This is a genomic window from Actinomadura sp. KC216, from assembly GCF_004348535.1.
GTDB lineage: Bacteria > Actinomycetota > Actinomycetes > Streptosporangiales > Streptosporangiaceae > Spirillospora.
Map to the genome: position 1 here is coordinate 16,506 of NZ_SMJX01000016.1, position 20,316 is coordinate 36,821.

A 20,316-nucleotide genomic window follows, 5' to 3' on the forward strand; every position below is an offset into this window, starting at 1 on the left:
TCCGGTCGCCCGGGTCAGGCGGCTGCGGGGTTGAGCTGAACGAGGATCATGAAGTTCCTTTCCTCCTCCACATAGGCTGCGCGGACGTCGTAGCGGGCCGGGGGCAGCTCGATCACCAGATGGTTGCCGGGTTCGAGGGCCGAGCCGGGCCAGGCGGAGTCGATCAGGACGACCGGGCCGTCCACGTCCCAGACCAGGTGCTCCTCCCAGAGCGCCGTGGTGACGGCCCTCTTGGCGGCGGCGACCAGTTCGCCTTCGGAGTCGGCGGCCGACCAGCGGAGGAGGAGCCGTTCGTCCGGAAGGTACGTGGTCCTGGCGGGTTCGTCGCCGAGGACCAAGCCGTCCAGGGCCCCGACCTTGATGAGGCCTAGGTAACCCTCGACCGCGCAGGCGCGGCCGTAGTCACCCCATGTCTCGACAGGGCCGTCGTCGTCCTCGACGCCTCGCCAGTGCGCGAGCTGGGACGCCGGTGCCAGGAGCAGCGGCCCACCGCCGGACTCGATCCAGTCCACCGATCCCGCCTCCTTTCACTCCGCCGCGCCACCCTACGGCCCCTGTCCGACAGTTCCACCGAACTTCCTTCTGACCTGCGCTTATGCGACGATGAAAGGGAGTTGCGATAGCGGTCGGCGCCGCGGAGCCGCTCTCTTCCGCGGGCCGGCCGGGAGGGGGAGAACGCCATGCGGAAGGTGGCCGACTGCCGGGAGACGCCCAGCGAGATGAACTGCACGCTCACGATCAGCGGCGAGGAGGACGAGGTCGTCCGCGCCGCCGCCGAGCACGCGGCGTCGGTGCACGGGCACGACGACACGCCGGAGTTCCGGGAGGAGATCCGCGGCATGCTCAGGGACGAGCAGCCCGCCATGCACTGACCGACCGGCGATCGCGGCAACCGGGCAGCCGTCCGGCGATGGGGTCGGGCGGGAAGCTCCGCGATCGGCTGTTCTCCGGCCGTGGCCGAAAGTGGCGGTTTCGCCGTGGGAAGCGGCTCTCCGGACGTCTCAGACCCTACTCTGAGGCGTCCGCTTGGGACCGTTCCGAAGGTAGGCGCACATGGCGTTCCGCACGTTCCTCAGCTCGCTCGGCATCAACGCGCCGGAAGTCACCACGATCCTGGAATCGGACGAGGTCAGGCCCGGTGGAACCGTGCACGCCCGGGTGAGCGTCAAGGGCGGCGGAGCCGATGTCAGGGTGGAGCGGATCGCCGTCCAGGTCGTCACCCGGGTCGAGGCGGCGGAGCCGACCGAGAAGAGCTGGGACAACCCGGGGGTGGTCGCGTCCCAGGCCCTCCCGGCCTTCGAGCTGGCGGCCGCCGAGGTCGCGGAGCACCGGATCGCGATCGACGTCCCGTGGGAGATGCCGATCACGCACGCGCTGGGCCGCAGGCTGCGCGGGACGAGGGCCGCCGTCCGGACCATCCTGGAGATCGACAACGCGGTCGACCGGGGCGACTTCGATGAGATCGCCGTGCACGCGCTGCCCGCCCAGGACCTATTCTTCGGCGCCTACGAGTCGCTCGGGTTCCGGTTCGACGAGGCGGAGGTCAAGACGGGCCGGGTCAACGGCGGGCAGAATCAGACGTCGAAGTTCTGGCAGGAGTTGGAGTTCTTCTTCCCGGCGGACTACGGGCGGGGCCCCGCCGCCCAGTTGGAGACGGTGTTCATCGCCCGTCCCGACTCCCTGGACCTGATCACCGGCCCGCACGGGCCCTATCCGTTCGACTACGCGGGCCTGACGCTCGACACGTGCGCCGCCTGGCTGGACGAGCACTGCCGGTCGCTCTGGCGGAACTGACCGCCAAGGGCGGGGGTGCTGTCGCAGGACGACGGGAGTAATGACACACTTACCTGAGTTTGTCTCATGGAGGTGTGAATGCCCGCGACCGTCCAGCCCCCCGAGAGCGTCACCTGGCGCGTCCACATCGACCGGTCCATGTGGGTCGGCGGAGTCCGGAGCCTCATGCTGCAGGCGCTGCACCCCATGGCCATGTGGGGCGTCTGGCAGAACTCCGACTTCCAGAAGGACCCGTTCGGACGGCTCCAGCGCACCGCCGACTTCGTCGGGATCGGCACGTTCGGCAGCCCCGAGGAGATCGAGAAGGCGGCGTTCCGCGTCCGGGAGATCCACCGGAGCCTGCGCATCCTCAACCACGACACCGGCAGGAAGGAGCGGCTCGACCAGCCCGAGCTGCTGCTGTGGGTGCACTGCGCCGAGGTGTACTCCTACCTGGAGGTCGCGCGTCGCGCCGGGCTGCCGCTCACCGGCGCCATGGCCGACCGGTACCTCGACGAGCAGCGCCGGTCCGCGGCGTTCGTCGGGCTGCACCCCGAGGACGTGCCCGGCAGCGTCGCCGAGATGGAGGCGTACTTCGCGGAGATGCGGTCCCGGCTGCGGGTGACGGACGAGGCCGCGGCCACCGTCCGGTTCCTGATGTGGCCGACGATGCCGGAGAACCTGAGGTTCCTCGCGCCCGGAAAGCCCGGCTACTTCCCGTTCGGCGCGCTCTGCTACTACACGCTGCCGGACTGGGCCCGCCGGATGTACGGGGCGCTGCCCGAGGTGCCGCAGCCGGCGGTGACGGCGGCGCTCAGGTCGTTCCGGCTGGCGTTGAACTCGATGCCGGAGCGGCTGCACGACTACGCCTTCGCCAAGGACACCCGCGACATGCTGGAGCGTGCCAGGCGGCGGCTCGCGGCGGACGGCTACGACGTCAGCAAGGGCCTCTACGGGCTCCGCGACCCGCGCCGCTGGCCGTCCGGCACCCAGAAGGCCATAGCCACGGCCTCCTAGGGGACGTCTACCTGGAGGGCGGCCCAGGGCTCCTTGCGTGGAGCGGCCTCCAGGCCTTCCGGGCAGTGGCGGGCGAAGTCGCACCAGGAGCACAGGTTGCTCGGACGGGGCGGGAACAGGTCGTCGTGCGGAGCGTGGTCCACATCGGCCGCGGCGTCGCCCTGGCGCGGCTTCGGGACTCTCGCGCGGTACGCCTCGTCCGCCTCGGCGGCCTCCGCGGCGATCGACTCGGCGCGGCGGATGTGGCGGGCCAGCGACTCGTCGGTGTGGTCCCACGCCGCGACCTCGCCGGACGGCAGATGGTGCAGCTCGACGCGGTGGCAGGGGCGGCGCAGCACCCGGGACGCGGCCACCGCGTAGATCGCCAGGGCCAGCGAGCCGCGGGCGTCGTCGGCGGTGAGGACGTGCCGTCCCGTCTTGTAGTCGACGACGACGAGCTCGCCGCCGCGGGCGTCCAGGCGGTCGATGCGGCCCGACACGGCGATGCGGTCGGTGCGGGTCGCGACGGTGCGCTCCACGCCGAGCGGCTCGTCGTGCGGGTCGAGGCCCGCGACGTAGCGTTCGGTCATGTCGCGGGCGCGGTCACGCCATTCGGCGGACTGGGCCTCGTCGCGGAAACCGTCCGTCAGCCAGCCCCGGACGAGCAGCGTTCCGGCCGCCTCGGGGGTGCGTTCATGCACGGGCAGCCGCCACCAGGCCGCGAGCGCGTTGTGGACGCTGGAGCCCACGCTGTTGTGCGCCCAGCGCGGACCCTTCGACGGCATGGGCCGGTCCAGGTACGTCATCCGGTAGCGGCGCGGGCAGTCGAGCCACGCGTTCAACCGGGACGGCGTGCAGGCGTACAGCCGCCGGGGCATGCCCTCTAAGCCGAGCTGCTCCACCGTCAGTCGTCGGACTCCTGCGCCAGCGCGCCCCACGTCTCCCAGCGGGAGTCCTCCTCGCCGACCGTGGTCTCCTCGCCCTGGCCGGGCAGGATCTGCAGGTCCTTCGGAAGCGGGGTCAGCAGCGCGCCGATCGAGTTGAGCTGCTTGCGCAGGTCCTCGTAGACGCCGCCGATGGAGCCGGGGCGGCCGCGGTGCAGCGTGTCACCGGAGAACAGCGAGCCGAGCTGCTCGCTGATCACGCAGACGCTGCCGGGCGTGTGGCCGGGGGTGTGCACGATCTCCAGCTGCACGTCGGCGATCTCGAAGATGCCGCCGTCCTCCAGCCAGATGTCGGGTTCGATGGACCGGAGCGCCTTGGCGTCGTCCTCGTCCTCCTCCTCTTTGGCGAGGCGGGAGAAGAAGTCGCGCCACAGCAGCCGGTCGGCGCGGTGCAGGGCGATGGGAGCCCAGTTCTCTTCGTCGTCCTCTCCGGCGGCGGCGACTTCCAGCACCGCGTTGAGGTGGTGCTCGTTGCCGTCGGTGAGCAGGACGGCCATGACCTCGCGGTCGCCGACCTCGCTGAGGATGGCCTCGGCGTCGTACGCCGGGTCGATCACGATGACCTCGTCGTCGTCACCGACGATGTAGGTGTTGTTCTCGACGTCGTACTCGGTGTCGTCCAGGGTCAGCTTCCCCGACGTCACAACCTGTTCGATGCGCGCGTCCACGCAAGGCACCCTACCGCGATTCGCGACCCTGATCTTGCACACGCGGGCGGCCGCCCGACGCACCCGCGACAAGCTGCCCGAACGCCTCCGGATCGGTCGTTTCGGCGCCGAGCCGGTCGCCGGTCGGCGCGCCGTGGTCGTCGCTGGAACCGGTCGCGGCGAGGCCCAGCGCGGCGGCGAGATCGCGCAGCCGGGCGCGGTCGTCCGGCTCGTGGCCGGGATGGTCGATCTCGATCCCGGCGAGGCCGGCGGCGGCGAGCCGCTCGATCACCGCGTCGGAGAAGACGTATCCGCCGCGGCGCGCCCGCGGATGCGCGAGGACGCACACTCCCCCGGCCGCGCGGACGAGCCCGACCGCCCGCACCGGGTCCAGCGCGTAGCGCTCGACGTGGGCGCGGCCGTCCTGCGCGATCCATTCCGTGGTGAACGCCTCTTCGTAGTCCTCGATCGCGCCCGCGTCGACCATGGCCCGCGCGATGTGCGGACGTCCGACCGCCTCGCCCTTGGCGAGCGCGCGGACCATGCCCCAGGTGATGTCCACGCCGAGACCCTGGAGCTTGTCGACCATGCCCTGGGCCCTGATCACGCGGTCGTCGCGGATCCGGGCGAGTTCGGCCGCCAGGACGGGCTCGCCGGGGTCGAACAGGTAGCCGAGCAGGTGGAGGCTGCGGCCGTCCTGGTCGCAGGAGAGCTCGATGCCGGGGACGAGGGTCAGGCCGTCCGGCAGCGCGGCGGCGGCCTCGTCCCAGCCCGCGACGGTGTCGTGGTCGGTGAGCGCGAGGACGTCCACCCCCCGCTCCCGCGCCCGCCGCACGACCTCGGCGGGCGGCCGGGTCCCGTCGGACGCGGTGCTGTGACTGTGCAGATCGATGCGCATCGCGTGATCGTCTCGCGTCAGTCGTCGAGGCGGGGGCTGTGGGCGCCGTAGGGGAGGTCGAGGTCCATGCCGGGCTCGCGCAGGTCGAGGAGGTTCTGGCGCTCCAGCAGCAGGACGCCGGCCTCGGCGGGCCAGAGCGCCGCCCACAGCCAGTCGCCCATCGCCTCGCCGACGTAGACGGCGCGGTCGGGCCGCGTGCCGACCGACCACATCGGCACCGTGTGGCCGCAGGTGGCCGCCGGGCCGCTGATGTCGATCTTCACGTGCGGGGGGCTGCCGTCGAAGACCTCGCCGGGGTCGGCGCCGTCCAGGCCCGCGTAGTGGGCGCCGAGGCCGACGCCGGGCTCCTCGGCGATCAGCACCAGGTCGGCGGGGCCGCTGACCAGCCCCGGCCCGGACGCGGCGACGGCCGTCGCCCGCGCGCCCGTGCGGTCGTCCCCGACCGTGGCGAAGCCCGTGACGAGCCAGCCCAGCGGAAGGGGCCAGGGCGTCCAGACGGGGACCTTCGCGTCGAGCAGGACGGCGGTCAGCGCGTCCGGGCCGGGTCGCTTGGACGGCTGCCTCGGCAGGACGGCGCCGTGCACCCCGCAGATCCAGTCGCTCGACCAGAGTCCCGGCGGGTGCACGGGACCCGCGCACCGCGGGCAGGTGGGCTCCGCCCTCATGATTACCCACCCTGCGCGGCGACATCCCGGTTCGTCAAGTTCGGCCGGGTCGGCGGCCAGGCAAGGGGCGGCAATATGGAGGGCATGCGCGTGCGTTGCGTCGGCGGGATCGTCCGGGACGAGGACGGGCGGCTGCTCATGGTGCGGCGGGGCCGGCCGCCGGGCGAGGGCCTGTGGTCCATCCCGGGCGGGCGCGTCGAGCCCGGCGAGGACGATCCGGCGGCGGTCGCGCGGGAGCTGAAGGAGGAGACCGGGCTGGACGTCGTCGCAGGCGGGGAGATCGGGTCGGTGGAGCGGCCGGGGCCGGGCGGGGTCGTCTACGAGATCCACGACTACGCGGCGGACGTCGCCGGAGGGACGCTCCAGGCCGGGGACGACGCGTCCGAGGTGCGGTGGATCTCGCCGGAGGAACTGCGGGGCCTTCCCGTCACGGACGGGCTGCTGGACGCGCTCGTCCTGTGGGGGCTGCTATGAGACCGAGGTCGGCTGGGGCGTGCCGGTGACGGGGGCGTCGTCCTCGTCCTCCGGGCCGGTCGTGACGGTCTGGATCCGCATCCGCCGGGCGAGCCAGACGACGCCCGCCGCGTACAGCGCCATCGGGACGACGTCGGCCACGACGACCTGCCACGGCACGCTGCCCTGCTCGATGTCCAGCTCGCCGACCGCCGCCGAGAACAGGAACGCCATCAGGTTGTTGAACACGTGCAGCGCGATGCTCGCCTCCAGGCCGCCCGTCCGCACCGCCAGCCACGCCGCGATCGCGCCGAAGGCGAAGATGTCGAGGATGCCCCAGCTCGTGTAGCCGTGCCCGGACGTGAACAGCGCCGAACCGACGACGATGGCGGGCCAGGGCGTGCGGAACACGACGCTCAGCGCGCGCCCGACGCGCCGCTTGGCGTTCTCCAGCGTGCAGGCGCCCACGGCCTGCAGCATCCAGCCGCGGAAAACGTACTCCTCCGCCGCCGCCTGGAACGGCACCAGGAGGATGATGGCGATCGCCGGGATGATGAAGGCGTCCCAGCCGACCCATTGCTCGTCGCCGCCCGACTGCTCCTCCAGGGAGACGCCCGCCAGGATCGACGTCCCGTAGGACACGACGCAGAACAGGATCGCGAGGCCCGAGCACGCCAGCATCCAGCGCCAGCGGAGCCGTCCGGCGACCGACGACAGCGTGCCGGGGCGCCGCCGCTGGATCCCCCACGCCGCCAACAGCGCCACCGGCAGGAACACCGCGAGCGCCGCCAGGTTGAACGCGAGGTCGGCGGTCTCGTCCCCGAAGATCGGCCCGCTCTCCGAACCGGACGAGTCGGGCAGCTCCCCGGTCGCCACCACCCGGATGATCATTCCGATGATCATGAGCCCGAAGGCCAGGCCCATCCCGGCCGCCACGATCGCCAGCGTCCCCACCAGCGGGCGCCACCACCGGTGCGCCTCGGTACGCGCCAGCCGGTGGAACGGGGCACCCTTCGGCGCGTCCACCGTCCAGGCCCGCTTCACGGGCGGCGCACCATACGGGCCGTAGGCGCCGTAGGCGCCGTACGCGTGCTCGTAGGGACCGGGCCCATATGGCGCCTGCGGATATTGGGGCGGGCCGTACTCCTTGCTCAATCCGACCGGCTGCGGCTGCGGCGGTTGCGCCTGCTGCGGATGCCGTTCCGGCGGGTGCGGTTCCGGTGGACGGCCGTTGGGAAGGTCGGGGTCGAGCGGGGCCCAGCCCTCGGCGTCCCCTCGTTCTGACACGTGCGACCCTCCCGTAATGCCTCGCCTACGTGGGACGAATCGTACGGGGTGTCAGTTCCCCGGTGACGCATCTCCAAGCGTCGCGTCGTCCCCGCCCGGCGTCACCTGATGACACGTGCGGGCCATTCCGGCGGCGCGGCCCTTCGCGGCGACGACGAGCGCCATCTTCCGGGACGCCTCGTCGATCATCTCGTCGCCGAGCCGGGCGGCGCCGCGGCCCTCGACGGTCACGGAGTGGTCGTAGGCGTCGAGGATCCGCTCGGCGCGGTCGTAGTCCTCCTGGGACGGGGAGAACACCGCGTTCCCCGCCTCGATCTGTGTCGGGTGCAGCACCCATTTGCCGTCGTAGCCGAGCGCGGCGGCGCGCTGCGCGACCCGCGTGAACGCGTCCACGTCCTTGATGTTAAAGTACGGGCCGTCGATGGCCTGGAGGCCGTGGGCGCGGGCGGCGATCAGGATCCGCATCAGGATGTGGTGGTAGGCGTCGCCCTCGGGGTAGCCGGGCGGCTGCTCGCCGACGACGAGCGTCTTCATGTTGAGGGACGCCATCAGGTCGCCCGGCCCGAGCACGAGCGACTCCAGCCGGGGCGAGGACGCGGCGATCGCGTCGGCGTTGACCATGCCGCGGGCGTCCTCGATCTGGGCCTCGATGCCGATGCGGCCCGGGGGCAGGCCCATCGCCAGCTCGATCTGGGTGAGGAGCCGGTCGAGCCACTGGACGTGCCCGGCGTCCTGCGCCTTGGGCAGCATGATCGCGTCGAGGTTGGCTCCGGCGCCCTCCACGACCTCGATCACGTCCCGGTACGCCCAGTGGGTGTCGAGGTCGTTGATCCGCACGACGCGCGTCTTGCCCGTCCAGTCGCCCTCGTTGAGGGCGGTGACGACGAGGGCGCGGGCGTCATCTTTGGCGGACGGGGCGACGGCGTCCTCCAGGTCGAGGAGGACCTGATCGGCCGGGAGGCCCTGTGCCTTCTCGATGAAACGGGGGTTGCTGCCAGGGACGGAAAGGGTCGTTCGTCGGGCGCGCATGGCCCGGATGCTATCCGGGCGATGTGAGACCCTCGGAGCATGGGTGAGCTGAACGCGGCGCTGGTGGAGGAGGCGGCCAAGAAGTCGGGGCTGCTGTGGCTGGATCTGCCCGGCCTCCCGCAGCCGAGGGCCGCCTGGCATCTGTGGCACGAGGGCTCGGCGTACGTGCTGACCGGCGGGGAGGGCGAGCAGCCGCTGCCCGGCCTGCCGGAGGCCGGGCAGGCCGGGGAGCGGGTCACCGTGATCCTGCGCAGCAAGGACAAGGGCGGGCGGCTGGTGTCCTTCGCCGCCGACGCCGAAGTGGTCGAGCCGGGGTCGGAGCTGTGGGACACCGTCGCGCCGCTGCTGGCCAAGGACCGGCTGAACGCCGCGTCCCACGAGGGCCAGGCGGAGCGGTGGGCGGCCGAGTCGTGGATCGTCCGGCTCACCCCGGCCGAGGAGGTCACGGAGGCGGCGGAGGAGTACGCGACCGTCCGGCCCGTCCCGACGCCCGCGACGACGGCGGGCGCGCCGCCGCGGCTGTTCGGCGGCAAGCGCCGCCACGTCGACCGCTGAACCCCCGGGGGCTCACATCGGCAGGTGGCGGCCCGCCGCGATCGAGGCCAGCTTGTCGGGGTTGGCGACCAGGTGCACGGCCCGGATGCGGTCGTTCTCGTCCAGCTCCACGCTGACCGTGCCGATCGGCCGCCCGCCCGGGCCCTCCACGATGAGGGCGGGCTCGCCGTTGAGGTGCACGCCCCTGATCTGCATGTCCTCGGGCTGGACGCCCGCGTAGGGCCGGCCGGTGATGGCGCCGAGCCAGCGGGCCACCTTCTGGTCGCCGTGGATGACGCGCAGGGGCGCCTTGACCTTGCCGCCGCCGTCCGTCCAGAGCGTCACGTCCGGGGCGAGGACCTCCATGAGCCGGTTGATGTCGCCGCCCAGCACCGCCTCCAGGAACCGCTCGGTCGCGGCGCGCCGCTCCGAGCCGGCGGTCTCGAACCGGGGGCGCCGCGCCTCCACGTGCTTGCGGGCGCGGGTGCCGAGCTGCCGCACCGACACCTCGGAGCGGTCCAGCGCCTCCGCGATCTCGGCGTACGGGTAGCCGAAGACCTCCTTGAGGACGAACACCGCCCGCTCCAGAGGGCTCAGCGTCTCCAGGACGACGAGCATCGCCATCGACACCGACTCCGCCAGCTCCGCGCCCTCGGCGGCGACGTCCGGCGAGGTCAGCATCGGCTCGGGCAGCCACGGCCCGACGTAGGTCTCGCGCTGCGCGCGCGCCGACCGGAGCCGGTCGAGCGCGACGTTGGTGGTGATCCGGACGAGGTAGGCCTTCGGGTCGGCGACGGCCGACCGGTCCGCCGCGGACCAGCGCAGCCAGGCGTCCTGGACGGCGTCCTCCGCGTCGGCGGCCGTGCCCAGCATCCGGTACGCGACCGCGAACAGCAGGCTGCGGTGTTCCTCGAACGGCTCGGTCATGACGTCGCTCACGATCCACAGCCTCTCATGGGGGTCCCGCGCCCCGTATCACCCCCCTTGTCCCGGATCAGCCGGTCGATCATGGGTAGTGTCCGGACCATGAGCGGAGCTCCGACACGGGTGTTCATCGCCCGGCTCGCGGGCGTCGCGGTGTTCGACCCGGCCGGTGACCAGGTCGGACGCGTCCGCGACGTGGTGGCAGCGCTGCGCCTGGCGCCGCGGCCGCCGCGGGTGCTGGGGCTGGTGGTGGAGGTCGCCTCACGCCGCACCGTGTTCCTGCCGATCACGCGGGTGACGGTGTTCGAGGCGGACGCGGTGATCTTCGACGGGCGGCTGAACGTCCGCCGGTTCCAGAAGCGCGAGTCGGAGACGCTCGTCATCGGGCAGATGCTCGACCGGACGGTCCGGTTCCGCGACACCGGCGAATCAGTCTCCGTGGTCGACGTCGCGATGGAGCCGACCCGGACCCGCGACTGGCTCATCGGGAAGGTCGCCGTCCGCCGCAGGACGGGGCGTGGACTCCGCAAACGCGGGGAGAGCCTCGTCGTGAACTGGGACGACGTGGAGGGGTTCTCCGCCGTCGAGCACGGGCAGGGCGCCGCCGGGCTGATCGCCGCGTTCGAGCGGATGAAGCCCGCCGACCTCGCCAACATCATGCACGAGCTGCCGGAGAAGCGGCGCGCGGAGGTCGCGGTCGCGCTCGACGACGAGCGGCTCGCCGACATCCTGGAGGAGCTGCCGGAGGACGACCAGATCGAGATCCTCGGCAAGCTCGGCGTGGACCGGGCCGCCGACGTCCTGGAGGCGATGGGCCCCGACGACGCGGCCGACCTGCTCGGCGACCTGCCCACCGAGCAGCGCGAGCAGCTGCTGACGCTGATGGAGCCGCACGAGGCGGCGCCGGTGCGGCGGCTGCTGACCTACCCGGACCAGTCGGCGGGCGGGCTGATGACGACCGCGCCGGTGGTCGTCGCGCCGGACGCGACCGTCGCGGAGGCGCTCGCGCTGATCCGCCGCCCCGACCTGAACCCGGCCCTCGCCGCGCAGGTGTACGTGTGCCGCCCGCCGACCGCGACGCCGACCGGCAGGTTCCTCGGCACCGTGCACTTCCAGAAACTGCTGCGCGAGCCGCCGCCGACGCTGGTCAGCGGCATCGTGGACGCCGAACTCGACACGCTGCGGCCGACGATGTCGCTGGAGGCCGTCGCGATGTTCCTGGCCACCTACAACCTCGTCGCGGGCGCCGTCGTGGACGAGAACGGCCACCTGCTGGGGTCGGTGACCATCGACGACGTCCTCGACCACCTGCTGCCCGAGGACTGGCGCGAGACCGTGATGGACGCGAGCGCGGACGAGGCCGCGGACCGGGATCCCGAGGAAGAGGCGCTCCGGGGGGACACGCAATGACGACACGCCAGATGCCCGCTCGCCTGGACCAGCCGAGGGAGATCCGCCGGACGCTGGTGCCGCGCGTCCACTACGATCCCGAGTCCTTCGGGCGCCTGTCGGAGCGGATCGCGAGGTTCCTCGGGACGGCGCGCTTCCTCGTCTACATGACGGCGTTCGTCGCCGTGTGGATCGGATGGAACATGCTGGCGCCGCCGTTCCTGAAGTTCGACCCGTACCCGTTCATCTTCCTGACGCTGATGCTGTCGCTGCAGGCGTCGTACGCGGCGCCGCTGATCCTGCTTGCGCAGAACCGGCAGGACGACCGCGACCGCGTCCAGTACGAGCAGGACCGTTCCAGGAACGATCGGAGCATCGCCGACACCGAGTACCTCACCCGGGAGATCGCCGGGCTGCGGGTCGCGCTGAGCGAGGTCGCCACCCGCGACTTCGTCCGCTCCGAGCTCCAGCAGATCATGAAGGAGCTGGACGCCAAGGACGGCCGCCGCTGAGGGCTAGGCGGGGATCCTCTCGTCGGCGAGCTTGTCGAGGATGGCGCCGAGGGTGCGCAGGTCGGGCTCGTCCAGCCTGCTGAGCACGTAGTCGCGGACGCCCTGCCGGTAGGTCGGGGTCGCCTCCGCCAGCCGCGCCCGCCCCGCCGCGGTCAGCACGGCAAACAGGCCGCGCGCGTCGCTCGCGCACGTCTGCCGCACGACGAGCCCCTCCCGCTGCAACCGGTCGACGAGCCTGGTCAGGCCGCTGCGCGACAGCAGGACTCGGTCGGCGAGATCGTTCATCCGAAGCCGTCCGCCCGGGGCCTCACCGAGGTGCATGAGCACCTCGTAGGAGCCGAGCGCGAGGTCGTGGCGGTCCAGCAGATCGGCCTGGAGGCGGCGGGAGATGCGCGCCTGGGCGCGGAGCATGGCCCGCCAGACGGTCAGCTCGGTGGCCGAGAGGGCGCCGTTGGTCACGGACCCGATCGTACGGCGGCGCCCCGCACTGTGGGGTGGGACACCCTGATTAGGAGAGAGCGGCGTTCGGTTCATACGATGGGGGGCATGGCCTCCCAGCTGACGACCGAGCAGGTGACCGCGGCGCTCTCCACGGTGATCGATCCGGAGATCCGCAAGCCGATCACCGAACTCGACATGGTCAAGAGCGTCGACATCGCCGGCGGCACCGTCCGTGTCGGCGTGTACCTGACCGTCGCGGGGTGTCCGATGAAGGACACCATCACCAGGAACGTCCGCGAGGCCGTGTCGAAACTCGACGGTGTCACCGCCGTCGAGGTCGAGCTCGACGTGATGAGCGAGGAGCAGCGCAAGGACCTCCAGACCAAGCTGCGCGGCGGCGAGCCCGCCAAGGAGATCCCGTTCGCCAGGCCGAACTCGCTGACCAAGGTGTACGCGGTCGCGAGCGGCAAGGGCGGCGTCGGCAAGTCGTCGGTGACGGTGAACCTGGCCGCCGCGCTCGCCGCGCAGGGCCGCAAGGTCGGCGTCGTCGACGCCGACATCTACGGCCACTCGGTGCCGCGGATGCTGGGCGTGGACGGCTCCCCCACCAAGGTCCAGGACATGATCATGCCGCCGTCCGCGCACGGCGTGAAGGTGATCTCCGTCGGGATGTTCACCGCCGGGAACCAGCCGGTCGTGTGGCGCGGGCCGATGCTGCACCGCGCGCTCCAGCAGTTCCTCGCCGACGTCTACTGGGGCGACCTCGACTTCCTCCTCATGGACCTGCCGCCCGGCACCGGCGACATCGCGATCTCCGTCGCGCAGCTGCTGCCGTCCGCGGAGATCCTCGTGGTCACCACCCCGCAGCAGGCGGCCGCCGAGGTCGCCGAGCGGGCCGGGGCGATCTCCGCGCAGACCCACCAGCAGGTCGTCGGTGTGATCGAGAACATGTCGTACCTGGCGTGCGCGCACTGCGGCGAGCGGCAGCACATCTTCGGCGAGGGCGGCGGCCAGACGGTCGCGGACGCCCTGACCAAGACGCTCGGCACCCGCGTCCCGCTGCTCGGCCAGGTCCAGATCGACCCGCGCCTGCGCGAGGGCGGCGACAACGGCGTCCCGCTGGTCCTGTCCGACCCGGACGCGGGCGCCGCCAAGGAACTCCGCACCATCGCCGACACCCTCGCAGGCCGCAGCCGCGGCTTGGCCGGAATGTCCCTAGGAATCGCCCCCAAGCGCAGTTGACTCCCAGGGGGGCGACCCCCTGGAACCCCCGTCACGAGCCGGTCGATCCTCACGCCACGGTGCGGGTTTGCCGTGACCGTGCGGGTCGCCGACGTGTCGCTGCGGTCGCCCGGCTCGTCGGGTCGTGCGACCTCCGGCGCTGGGCGCCTCCGGCCGCACAACCCGTGACCCCGGCTGAGGTTCGGTCCAGGAGTCAGGTCGCTTCTGGGTCGAAGGGTGGACGTTCGCCGAAGGCCAGTTCGCCGCCTGCGGGGGCCATGGCCGGTTCGTCGTCGAAGAGGCCGTTCTTGCTGTTCAGGTAGTCGTCGTCGTCTTCGAGAAGGTGCTTGCGGACGAACGTCTTCGGGTTGAGGTCGGCGATGTCGAAGTCCTTGAACTCCGGCCCGAGGCCCTCCTGAAGGTCCGCCTTGGCGGAGTTGGCCATCTGGCGGAACTGCCGCAGCATCCGGCCCGCCTGCCCGGCGACCTGGGGCAGCCGGTCCCCGAAGATGACGAGGGCGAGGACGACGAGTACCGCCATCTCACCAAGTCCGACGTCGAACACCCGTCCTCCACAAACCGCCTCAGGGGGACCGGCCCGCAGCGGGCCGGTCCCCCCAGCGTATCCCTAGTCCGGATGAACCGAGTTTGAACATCCCTGCCGTGATCAGTCGGAGCCGAGCGTCACCTCGACGGTGTTCTCCTGACTGCCCCGGCGGTAGGTCACCTTGATCCGGTCGCCGGGGGCCCGGCTGCGGATCTGCGCGATCAGGTCGGTGGCGTCCTCGATCGGCTTGCCGTCCACCTTGGTGATCACGTCGCCGGGCTTCAGGCCCGCCTTGTCGGCCGGGCCGCCCTTGGTCACCGGCTGCTGACCGTTGACGGGCTCCGGCATGATCAGCGCGCCGCCCTCCTGGTAGCGCGGGTCGGGAAGCACGCCGAGCTTGGCCTGGCGGACGCTGCCGGTCCGGATGATCTCCTCGGCGACCCGCTTGCCCTGGTTGATCGGGATCGCGAAGCCGAGGCCGATGCTGCCGCTCTGCTGCTCGCCGCCGAGGCCCCCGCCGCCGAGCGTCGCGATCGCGGTGTTGATACCGATCACGCGGCCCTTCGCGTCCACCAGCGGGCCGCCCGAGTTGCCGGGGTTGATCGCCGCGTCGGTCTGGATCGCGTTGAGGTAGGACGCGTCGCCGCCGCCCTCGCCGCGCGTGGGCACGGCGCGGTTCAGCGAGCTGACGATGCCGGTGGTCACCGAGCCCTGCAGGCCGAGCGGCGAGCCGATCGCGATCACCGGGTCGCCGACGGCGATCTTGCTGGAGTCGCCGACGGTGAGCGCGGGCAGCGAATGCTGGCCCTCGGGCTTCAGGACGGCGACGTCCGAGCTCGGGTCGGTGCCCTTGACCGTGGCGGGCAGCACCTTCTTGTCGTTGAAGACGATCTGGATCTGGCCGCCGGCGCCCGCCACGACGTGGTTGTTGGTGATGACGTAGCCGCCGTTGACGATGAAGCCGGTGCCGCCGACCTCGCCCTGCGAGGCCTGCGCGCGGATCATCACGACGCTGGGCAGCACGCGCTGCGCCACGCCCGCGACGGAGTCCGGCGGGCGGGCCTGGATCGGGGTGTCGCTGTCGTTGCTGCCGCCGAGGCTGACGGAGCCGCCGTCGTCGCCGTCGGTCGCGATCACGCCGACCCCGGCGCCGACCGCGCCCGCGACCAGCGCGACGATCAGCGCGACGATCGCGAAGAGGCCGAGGCCCGGGCCGCCGCGCGCGGACGGCGGGAGCGCCGGGACGGGCGCCCAGTTCGGGCCGCCTCCGGGCGGCATCCCCATGCCCATCGGGCGGGGGCCGCCGGGCGGCGGGCCCATCGGCGCGGGCGGCGGGCCCATCGGCGGCCTGCCCGCCCCGGCCGGGGGCGGCGGGCCCTGGTGGGACTGCTGCGGCCAGCCGCCGCCGTACGGGGGCCGGCCGTGCGCGGCCCTCGGGTCCTGGTCGTAGGGGACGAACCCGGGCCGCCCGTCGGGGGCGTCCGCGATGGGCTTGTCGAGCGGGACGGGCGGCGGCTGCGGCATGTCGCGCGGCGGCGCGTCCTGCAGCGGGACCTCCTGCGGCCCCATGTCGGACGGGCTGCCGCGGGAGAGCACGTCCTCGCTGGTGTCGGGCGGTTCCCCGAGCGAGTCGGGCGGCGCGAAGCCGCCCGCGACGAGCCGGTCGCCGTTGCCCGGCTCCCGGCTCGGCTCGGGGTCGTCGTCAGAGGCGTCGGACGGGACCGCCTGAGACGCGGGTTCCTGCTCCGGTGGCGTGTCCGCCGGCGGCTCCAGGGGGATCTCCTGGTCGGTCACCGTCTCGGGAGGAGCCGCCTCCTGCCGTTCAGGCTCCGGGCCGTGGACGACGTCCTCATCGTCCGACGGCGCCCTGACCGGCCCGCGGTTGTCTTCCGTCATCCCCATCTCTCCTACCGAGCATGGTTCTCGTCAACTGTGCTCATCGTGCCCGGCCCGGCATGTGGCGAGCATAAGACCTCCGGACCCGCTGATCATCCCGGTTCGGCCGATCAGTCGAAGGGGTTCGCGACGGCGGTGAGGCGGTGCGCGCCGCGCGAGACGCGCGTCCAGAACGAGGTGGTGTCGCGGGGCAGGCTCGCGGCGACCGCGTCGGCGGTGCTGAGCGGCGCGTCGGTCAGGACCGTGTACACGAAGCCGTCGCCCGCGGACACGGCCCAGCGGCGCAGCGACTCCCGGTGGAAGATCGTCCGCCCGCGCTTGACGGTCTTCTGCCAGCCGGACAGGGTCCGCTCGTCGATCGTGCCGCGCTGCACGAACACCGAGACGGCGGCGAGGCCGTCGGAGTAGCTGAGGTGGACGGCGCCGCCGTTCCCGTCGCGGCGCGCGTCGTGGAGGGTGAGGCGCCCGGGCAGGTCCTTGGGGACGGGCCAGCCGCGGTCGCGGAGGGCGGCGAGATCGGCACGATCCAGCCGGTCGCTCCACACGGCCGCGCCCTGGCCGCCGGAGGCGGGGAAGCGCTCGGCCCCGCCGCGCGGGGCGGCGCCGATGGCGTAGGTCGCCGGCTGCTTCGCCGGGACGGTGTAGCGGATCTCGCTGAATCCGGCGGCGACGACGCGGCGGCCGGTGGCGTCGATCAGCTCGCGGTGCAGCATCAGCCCGGTCTCGGCGTCGATCCAGAACCGGCCGGCGGGGCTGCCGTCGGCGCGGCGGGCCTCGATGACGCGGGCGGGCCGGTCGCAGACCGCCGAGTCGGCGCCGCGGACCACGGAGTAGTTGCGGGTCAGCAGGTCGAGCGTCACGGGCGTGAAGCCGGTGGGGTCGGTGGCGTCGGGGCCGGAGTCGGGCTGGTGGCCGTCCACGGCGCCGGTCCCGGACCGGTAGCGGATGCCGTCGCCCGGCGTGTGCGACACCGTGATGCGGGACGTGCTGGACCGGCTCCGGTTCCAGGTCGTGAGGAACCGCCTGCCCTCGTACGGGACGCGGCGGGCGGCGTCGGCGGCGGCGCGCAGCAGGCCCACCGCGTTCGGGTCGCTGCGGACGCGCCGGGCCGTGGCCGGGTCGCCGGCGAGCGCCGCGACCAGGGCGAGCGCGCCCGCCAGCCCGCAAGCCAGGACGGTCCTGCGCCGTCCCGGGCGGGTCACGGTCTTGGCGATCACGGCCCCGGGGAGACCTGGACCTGGTTCGCCGGGTCGGTGAGGGGGTCGGTCATCGGCGCGTCCCCGGAGGTCAGCGCGTGCTGGACGGCGTAGCGGTCGAACGCCGGGGTGACGGTCGGCGCGTCGCCGCCGCCGCCGACGACGTACGACACGCCGCCGAGGCCGAGGAACAGGGTCGCGGCGCCCATGACCAGGTAGCGGCGCCGCGGCTGGACGCCCAGCGCGGCGGCCGCGCCGCGTCCGGAGGGGCGGTTGTCGCGCGGGCGGGCGGTGGGCACCCGGGCCGGGCGGATCGCGGAGCGGAGCGGGCGCGCGGAGTGCCGCACCGCCGAGGCGGCGGCGAGGGGGCCCGCGAGCGGTTCGGAGCGCGGGCCGGCGGGCTCCGGCGGAGTCTCGTCGCCGGGCGCGGGGGAACCGGCGGCCGCGGGCAGGGTGCGCAGCCGGGTCAGGAAGTCGGGGGACGGGAGCTCGCCGGTCTCGTCCAGACCGCGCAGCCGGCCCTTGAGCTTGCGCAGCGAGGCGACCTCGTCCCTGCACCGGTCGCAGCACGCGAGGTGGGCGAGGGCGCGGTCGCGCTCCTCATGTCCCAGCTCGCCGTCGACCAGAGCGGTCAGACGCTCCCCCAGACAACTCACGCGGCCTCCGTCTTTCCGGTCAGTCATCCGCGCGGTCCCGCACCGCGCGGTGAGCACAGCTTTTACACGCCCTCCGGCTGAGGCCGGCCGCCTGCCGCGTGCAGGCCGCCGGCGTCGGTCCCCCTGAGGTCCTGCTCGTCGTCCAGGTCGCCGCCGTCCAGCTCCGACGCCTCCATCAGCATGGCGTCGGCGGGCTGGAACTCGTTGCGCGTGCCGGGGCGGCGCCGCGTCGGCGCGCGGTGCTCCAGCGCGGCGCGCAGCTGAGCCCGCCCACGGTGGATGCGGCTGCGGACGGTGCCGAGCTTGACGCCGAGCGTCGCCGAGATCTCCTCGTACGAAAGGCCCTCGATGTCGCACAGCACGACGGCGGCGCGGTACTCGGGGGCCAGCGCGTCGAGCGCGGCCTGGACGTCGGCGTCGAAGTTGCTGTCGTCGAACGCCTGCGCCGGGGTCGGCTCGCGGCCCTGGAGGCGTTCGGCGGCGTCGTCGGCGAGACCCTCGAAGCGGATCCGCTGGCGGCGCCGGGCCATGTCGAGGAACAGGTTCGTGGTGATCCGGTGCAGCCAGCCCTCGAACGTCCCCGGCGTGTAGTTCGACAGGGAACGGAACACGCGGACGAAGACCTCCTGCGTAAGGTCTTCCGCGTCGTGCTGGTTGCCGGTCAGCCGGTAGGCGAGCCGGTACACGCGGGTGCCGTGCTCGCGGACGACCTCGTCCCACGACGGCGGCGCCCAATCGGCCTCGGGGGCGTTCTCGCGAGTGCCCGCGACGCTACCGAGCCCCTGCCCGGGGCCCACCCCCACAGCGCTTCTGAAACTGAGTGCTGCGACTCCCATGGTGCCGGGCTGTTCCTCTCTCGTGGGCCAAGGTCTTGCCTTGGAACGGCACGGTCTCGCCTGGGCTGGGGCGGTGCTGGACCGACTGGGTTCTCGTGGGTTCGACCCGCGCATGACGGGTTCCTTCTCTGTTCATAACGCACTGAAACACGAGTTGGTTCCCCCTCAACGATATGGTCTTCCCAGCATGAGCCAGGCGGGGGTCCCGCGAGGAGGCAGCCATCGACGCCGACCAGGCCACACTTGCCTATGTGGAGGGTTTCCTCCCCGAAGACGAGCCGTTGTCGGACGCCAGGCGCCGCGGCGAGGAGATCGGCGCGACGCCGATCGGCCCGGCGGGCGGGGCGGCGCTGCGTTTCCTCACGACGCTGATCGGCGCGCGGACGGTCGTGGAGATCGGCTCCGGCTGCGGCGTGTCCGGCATCTGGCTGATGCGCGGCATGGCCAAGGACGCGGTGCTGACGAGCGTGGACATCGATCCCGAGCACCAGCGCCTCGCCAAGCAGGCGTACGCGGAGGCGGGCCTCGCCTCCTTCCGCACCCGGATGATCACCGGGCCCGCGCTGGAGGTGCTGCCGCGGCTCACCGACGGCGCCTACGACATGGTGTTCTGCGACGCGCAGAAGCACGAGTACCCCGAGTACCTGACGGGCGCGCTGCGGCTGCTGCGGCCCGGCGGCGTCGTCGCGTTCGACAACGCGCTGTGGGGCGGCCGGGTCGCCGACCCCGACCGCCGCGACCCGGAGACCGAGGCGATCCGCGAGGTGCACCGGATGATCCGCGAGGACGACCGGCTCGTCCCGCTGCTCGTCCCGGTCGGCGACGGCCTGCTCTGCGCGGTCAAACGCGACTAGCGCGTGGGCGAGGACGAAACCGCCGCCGATGAGGTGTTCGCCGTCCGGCAGCGGGTCACGTGGCGCGGGATGTGGCGGGTCATCGCATTCCTGATCATGTTCCTCGCGTCGGTGGCGTTCATCGCGGGCGGCGCGATGCGCGGCGCCGAGGCCGCCGGCATCACGATCATGATCTTGGGTGTGGCGGGGCTCGGGATGTTCGGCGCGGGGCTGCTCGCGTCGGCCGGGGGGATGCTGGCGCGGCGTCCGGTGCTGGAGTTCGACGGCGGCGGGGTGCACCGCCCGGCGCGCTGGCCGCTGCCCCGCCGGGCCGGGCGCGCGCTGCCCTGGCCGGAGGTGGCGGCGATCGCGGCGCTGCGGCGCGGCACCGCCGGGACCCGCCGGGGCGAGCAGGACTACCTGGTGTTCCTGCCGACCCCCGAGCTTGCGGAGATGGCGCGGACGTCGGAGCGCCCTCGGCTGGTGGCGCTGACGCTGCGGGACGTGCCGTCCACGGCCGCCGCCGTGCCGTGGTCGTTCGCGGTGGAGCCGGGGTGGGACGCGACGCTCCCGCAGATCGTCAAGCAGGCGAGGCGCTACCGCCGCGTCCCGGTGATCGACCGCCGGACGAAGTGACCG

At 72.8% G+C, this 20,316-nt stretch carries 23 protein-coding genes and 1 pseudogene; 10 read left to right on the top strand and 14 right to left on the bottom strand.

Annotated features, from left to right (window positions below; translation table 11 throughout):
- Positions 1-14 precede the first annotated feature (14 nt).
- On the bottom strand, positions 15-512 hold the full coding sequence (locus E1264_RS04910; RefSeq protein WP_132169989.1) for an Imm21 family immunity protein: 498 nt from the start codon (positions 510-512) through the stop codon (positions 15-17).
- Between the two features lie 168 nt (positions 513-680).
- Here E1264_RS04910 and E1264_RS04915 point away from each other — a divergent pair, with 168 nt between their 5' ends.
- From E1264_RS04915 to E1264_RS04925, 3 genes are all read left to right on the top strand, one after another.
- Positions 681-872, top strand: a complete 192-nt coding sequence (locus tag E1264_RS04915; protein WP_132169991.1) for a DUF1059 domain-containing protein — start codon at positions 681-683, stop codon at positions 870-872.
- 181 nt (positions 873-1,053) lie between these two features.
- Positions 1,054-1,794 carry a sporulation protein gene (locus E1264_RS04920; RefSeq protein ID WP_132169993.1) on the top strand — a complete coding sequence of 247 codons (741 nt, stop codon included), beginning with the start codon at positions 1,054-1,056 and terminating at the stop codon, positions 1,792-1,794.
- Between the two features lie 78 nt (positions 1,795-1,872).
- A complete protein-coding gene (locus E1264_RS04925; protein WP_132169995.1) occupies positions 1,873-2,790 on the top strand; it encodes an oxygenase MpaB family protein in 918 nt (305 codons plus the stop codon).
- Here E1264_RS04925 and E1264_RS04930 read toward each other — a convergent pair.
- Genes E1264_RS04930 through E1264_RS04945 form a run of 4 tightly spaced genes read right to left on the bottom strand, consistent with a single transcriptional unit; the run spans position 2,787 to position 5,923 of the window.
- Complete coding sequence (locus tag E1264_RS04930) at positions 2,787-3,671, bottom strand: PD-(D/E)XK nuclease family protein (RefSeq protein WP_132169997.1); 885 nt, start codon at positions 3,669-3,671, stop codon at positions 2,787-2,789. The two genes, E1264_RS04925 and E1264_RS04930, sit on opposite strands and share 4 nt — an antisense overlap.
- Positions 3,672-3,673: 2 nt before the next feature.
- Positions 3,674-4,381, bottom strand: a complete 708-nt coding sequence (locus tag E1264_RS04935; RefSeq protein ID WP_132169999.1) for an MBL fold metallo-hydrolase — start codon at positions 4,379-4,381, stop codon at positions 3,674-3,676.
- A gap of 10 nt (positions 4,382-4,391) precedes the next feature.
- Positions 4,392-5,258: a PHP domain-containing protein gene (locus E1264_RS04940; RefSeq protein ID WP_132170001.1), complete on the bottom strand. Its 867-nt coding sequence runs from the start codon at positions 5,256-5,258 to the stop codon at positions 4,392-4,394.
- 17 nt (positions 5,259-5,275) lie between these two features.
- On the bottom strand, positions 5,276-5,923 hold the full coding sequence (locus tag E1264_RS04945; protein ID WP_132170003.1) for a DUF6758 family protein: 648 nt from the start codon (positions 5,921-5,923) through the stop codon (positions 5,276-5,278).
- A gap of 84 nt (positions 5,924-6,007) precedes the next feature.
- Here E1264_RS04945 and E1264_RS04950 point away from each other — a divergent pair, with 84 nt between their 5' ends.
- Positions 6,008-6,397 carry an NUDIX domain-containing protein gene (locus E1264_RS04950; protein WP_165964010.1) on the top strand — a complete coding sequence of 130 codons (390 nt, stop codon included), beginning with the start codon at positions 6,008-6,010 and terminating at the stop codon, positions 6,395-6,397.
- On the opposite strand, the gene E1264_RS04955 is transcribed toward E1264_RS04950, so the two are convergent.
- Both E1264_RS04955 and E1264_RS04960 read right to left on the bottom strand, forming a co-directional pair.
- Positions 6,392-7,663 (bottom strand): type II CAAX endopeptidase family protein, encoded by a 1,272-nt coding sequence (locus tag E1264_RS04955; RefSeq protein ID WP_132170007.1) that lies wholly within the window; start codon positions 7,661-7,663, stop codon positions 6,392-6,394. The genes E1264_RS04950 and E1264_RS04955 overlap by 6 nt on opposite strands.
- Before the next feature lie 51 nt (positions 7,664-7,714).
- Positions 7,715-8,692: a CoA ester lyase gene (locus E1264_RS04960; RefSeq protein WP_132170009.1), complete on the bottom strand. Its 978-nt coding sequence runs from the start codon at positions 8,690-8,692 to the stop codon at positions 7,715-7,717.
- Positions 8,693-8,731: 39 nt separating this feature from the next.
- Here E1264_RS04960 and E1264_RS04965 point away from each other — a divergent pair, with 39 nt between their 5' ends.
- Positions 8,732-9,247 carry a hypothetical protein gene (locus E1264_RS04965; protein ID WP_132170011.1) on the top strand — a complete coding sequence of 172 codons (516 nt, stop codon included), beginning with the start codon at positions 8,732-8,734 and terminating at the stop codon, positions 9,245-9,247.
- A 12-nt stretch (positions 9,248-9,259) separates the two neighbouring features.
- Here the strand turns inward: E1264_RS04965 and E1264_RS04970 are convergent, their stop codons facing one another.
- Complete coding sequence (locus E1264_RS04970) at positions 9,260-10,165, bottom strand: RNA polymerase sigma-70 factor (RefSeq protein ID WP_347813362.1); 906 nt, start codon at positions 10,163-10,165, stop codon at positions 9,260-9,262.
- Positions 10,166-10,252: 87 nt separating this feature from the next.
- Here E1264_RS04970 and E1264_RS04975 point away from each other — a divergent pair, with 87 nt between their 5' ends.
- The gene (locus tag E1264_RS04975) at positions 10,253-11,560 is read left to right on the top strand and encodes a CBS domain-containing protein (protein WP_132170013.1); all 1,308 of its coding nucleotides are present in this window, start codon (positions 10,253-10,255) and stop codon (positions 11,558-11,560) included.
- A complete protein-coding gene (locus E1264_RS04980; protein ID WP_207935719.1) occupies positions 11,557-12,051 on the top strand; it encodes a DUF1003 domain-containing protein in 495 nt (164 codons plus the stop codon). The genes E1264_RS04975 and E1264_RS04980 overlap by 4 nt, the downstream gene beginning before the upstream one ends.
- Positions 12,052-12,054: 3 nt before the next feature.
- Here the strand turns inward: E1264_RS04980 and E1264_RS04985 are convergent, their stop codons facing one another.
- A complete protein-coding gene (locus E1264_RS04985) occupies positions 12,055-12,510 on the bottom strand; it encodes a MarR family winged helix-turn-helix transcriptional regulator (RefSeq protein ID WP_243710750.1) in 456 nt (151 codons plus the stop codon).
- Between the two features lie 87 nt (positions 12,511-12,597).
- On the opposite strand from E1264_RS04985, the gene E1264_RS04990 reads away from it, so the two are divergent.
- Positions 12,598-13,734, top strand: coding sequence for an Mrp/NBP35 family ATP-binding protein (locus E1264_RS04990; protein ID WP_132170017.1), 1,137 nt, complete (start codon positions 12,598-12,600; stop codon positions 13,732-13,734).
- A 193-nt stretch (positions 13,735-13,927) separates the two neighbouring features.
- Here the strand turns inward: E1264_RS04990 and E1264_RS04995 are convergent, their stop codons facing one another.
- From E1264_RS04995 to sigE, 5 genes and pseudogenes are all read right to left on the bottom strand, one after another.
- The gene (locus E1264_RS04995; protein ID WP_132170019.1) at positions 13,928-14,278 is read right to left on the bottom strand and encodes a sec-independent translocase; all 351 of its coding nucleotides are present in this window, start codon (positions 14,276-14,278) and stop codon (positions 13,928-13,930) included.
- A 102-nt stretch (positions 14,279-14,380) separates the two neighbouring features.
- Entirely contained in the window at positions 14,381-16,156 is a 1,776-nt protein-coding gene (locus E1264_RS05000) for a trypsin-like peptidase domain-containing protein (RefSeq protein ID WP_132170021.1), read from the bottom strand.
- Positions 16,157-16,266: 110 nt separating this feature from the next.
- Positions 16,267-17,373, bottom strand: a complete 1,107-nt coding sequence (locus tag E1264_RS05005; protein ID WP_132170023.1) for a sigma-E factor regulatory protein RseB domain-containing protein — start codon at positions 17,371-17,373, stop codon at positions 16,267-16,269.
- Entirely contained in the window at positions 17,370-18,008 is a 639-nt protein-coding gene (locus E1264_RS43100; protein ID WP_165964011.1) for a zf-HC2 domain-containing protein, read from the bottom strand. Before E1264_RS43100 ends, E1264_RS05005 begins: the two co-directional genes overlap by 4 nt.
- Positions 18,009-18,238: 230 nt before the next feature.
- Positions 18,239-18,844: pseudogene (sigE, locus tag E1264_RS05015) on the bottom strand (RNA polymerase sigma factor SigE); the annotation flags it as partial.
- Between the two features lie 251 nt (positions 18,845-19,095).
- Between sigE and E1264_RS05020 the strand changes: the two are divergent.
- The gene (locus E1264_RS05020) at positions 19,096-19,698 is read left to right on the top strand and encodes an O-methyltransferase (protein WP_132170025.1); all 603 of its coding nucleotides are present in this window, start codon (positions 19,096-19,098) and stop codon (positions 19,696-19,698) included.
- Between the two features lie 3 nt (positions 19,699-19,701).
- Entirely contained in the window at positions 19,702-20,313 is a 612-nt protein-coding gene (locus tag E1264_RS05025; protein WP_243710751.1) for a hypothetical protein, read from the top strand.
- Positions 20,314-20,316: the final 3 nt, after the last annotated feature.

Bases quoted from the DNA above. Each gene is read 5' to 3' on its own strand.
- E1264_RS04960 (WP_132170009.1), bottom strand. From the start codon at position 8,692: ATGCGCGCCCGACGAACGACCCTTTCCGTCCCTGGCAGCAACCCCCGT.
- E1264_RS04915 (WP_132169991.1), top strand. From the start codon at position 681: ATGCGGAAGGTGGCCGACTGCCGGGAGACGCCCAGCGAGATGAACTGC.
- E1264_RS04990 (WP_132170017.1), top strand. From the start codon at position 12,598: ATGGCCTCCCAGCTGACGACCGAGCAGGTGACCGCGGCGCTCTCCACG.
- E1264_RS04950 (WP_165964010.1), top strand. From the start codon at position 6,008: ATGCGCGTGCGTTGCGTCGGCGGGATCGTCCGGGACGAGGACGGGCGG.
- E1264_RS04920 (WP_132169993.1), top strand. From the start codon at position 1,054: ATGGCGTTCCGCACGTTCCTCAGCTCGCTCGGCATCAACGCGCCGGAA.
- E1264_RS04980 (WP_207935719.1), top strand. From the start codon at position 11,557: ATGACGACACGCCAGATGCCCGCTCGCCTGGACCAGCCGAGGGAGATC.
- E1264_RS04940 (WP_132170001.1), bottom strand. From the start codon at position 5,258: ATGCGCATCGATCTGCACAGTCACAGCACCGCGTCCGACGGGACCCGG.
- E1264_RS04975 (WP_132170013.1), top strand. From the start codon at position 10,253: ATGAGCGGAGCTCCGACACGGGTGTTCATCGCCCGGCTCGCGGGCGTC.
- E1264_RS05000 (WP_132170021.1), bottom strand. From the start codon at position 16,156: ATGACGGAAGACAACCGCGGGCCGGTCAGGGCGCCGTCGGACGATGAG.
- E1264_RS04925 (WP_132169995.1), top strand. From the start codon at position 1,873: ATGCCCGCGACCGTCCAGCCCCCCGAGAGCGTCACCTGGCGCGTCCAC.
- E1264_RS04965 (WP_132170011.1), top strand. From the start codon at position 8,732: ATGGGTGAGCTGAACGCGGCGCTGGTGGAGGAGGCGGCCAAGAAGTCG.
- E1264_RS04945 (WP_132170003.1), bottom strand. From the start codon at position 5,923: ATGAGGGCGGAGCCCACCTGCCCGCGGTGCGCGGGTCCCGTGCACCCG.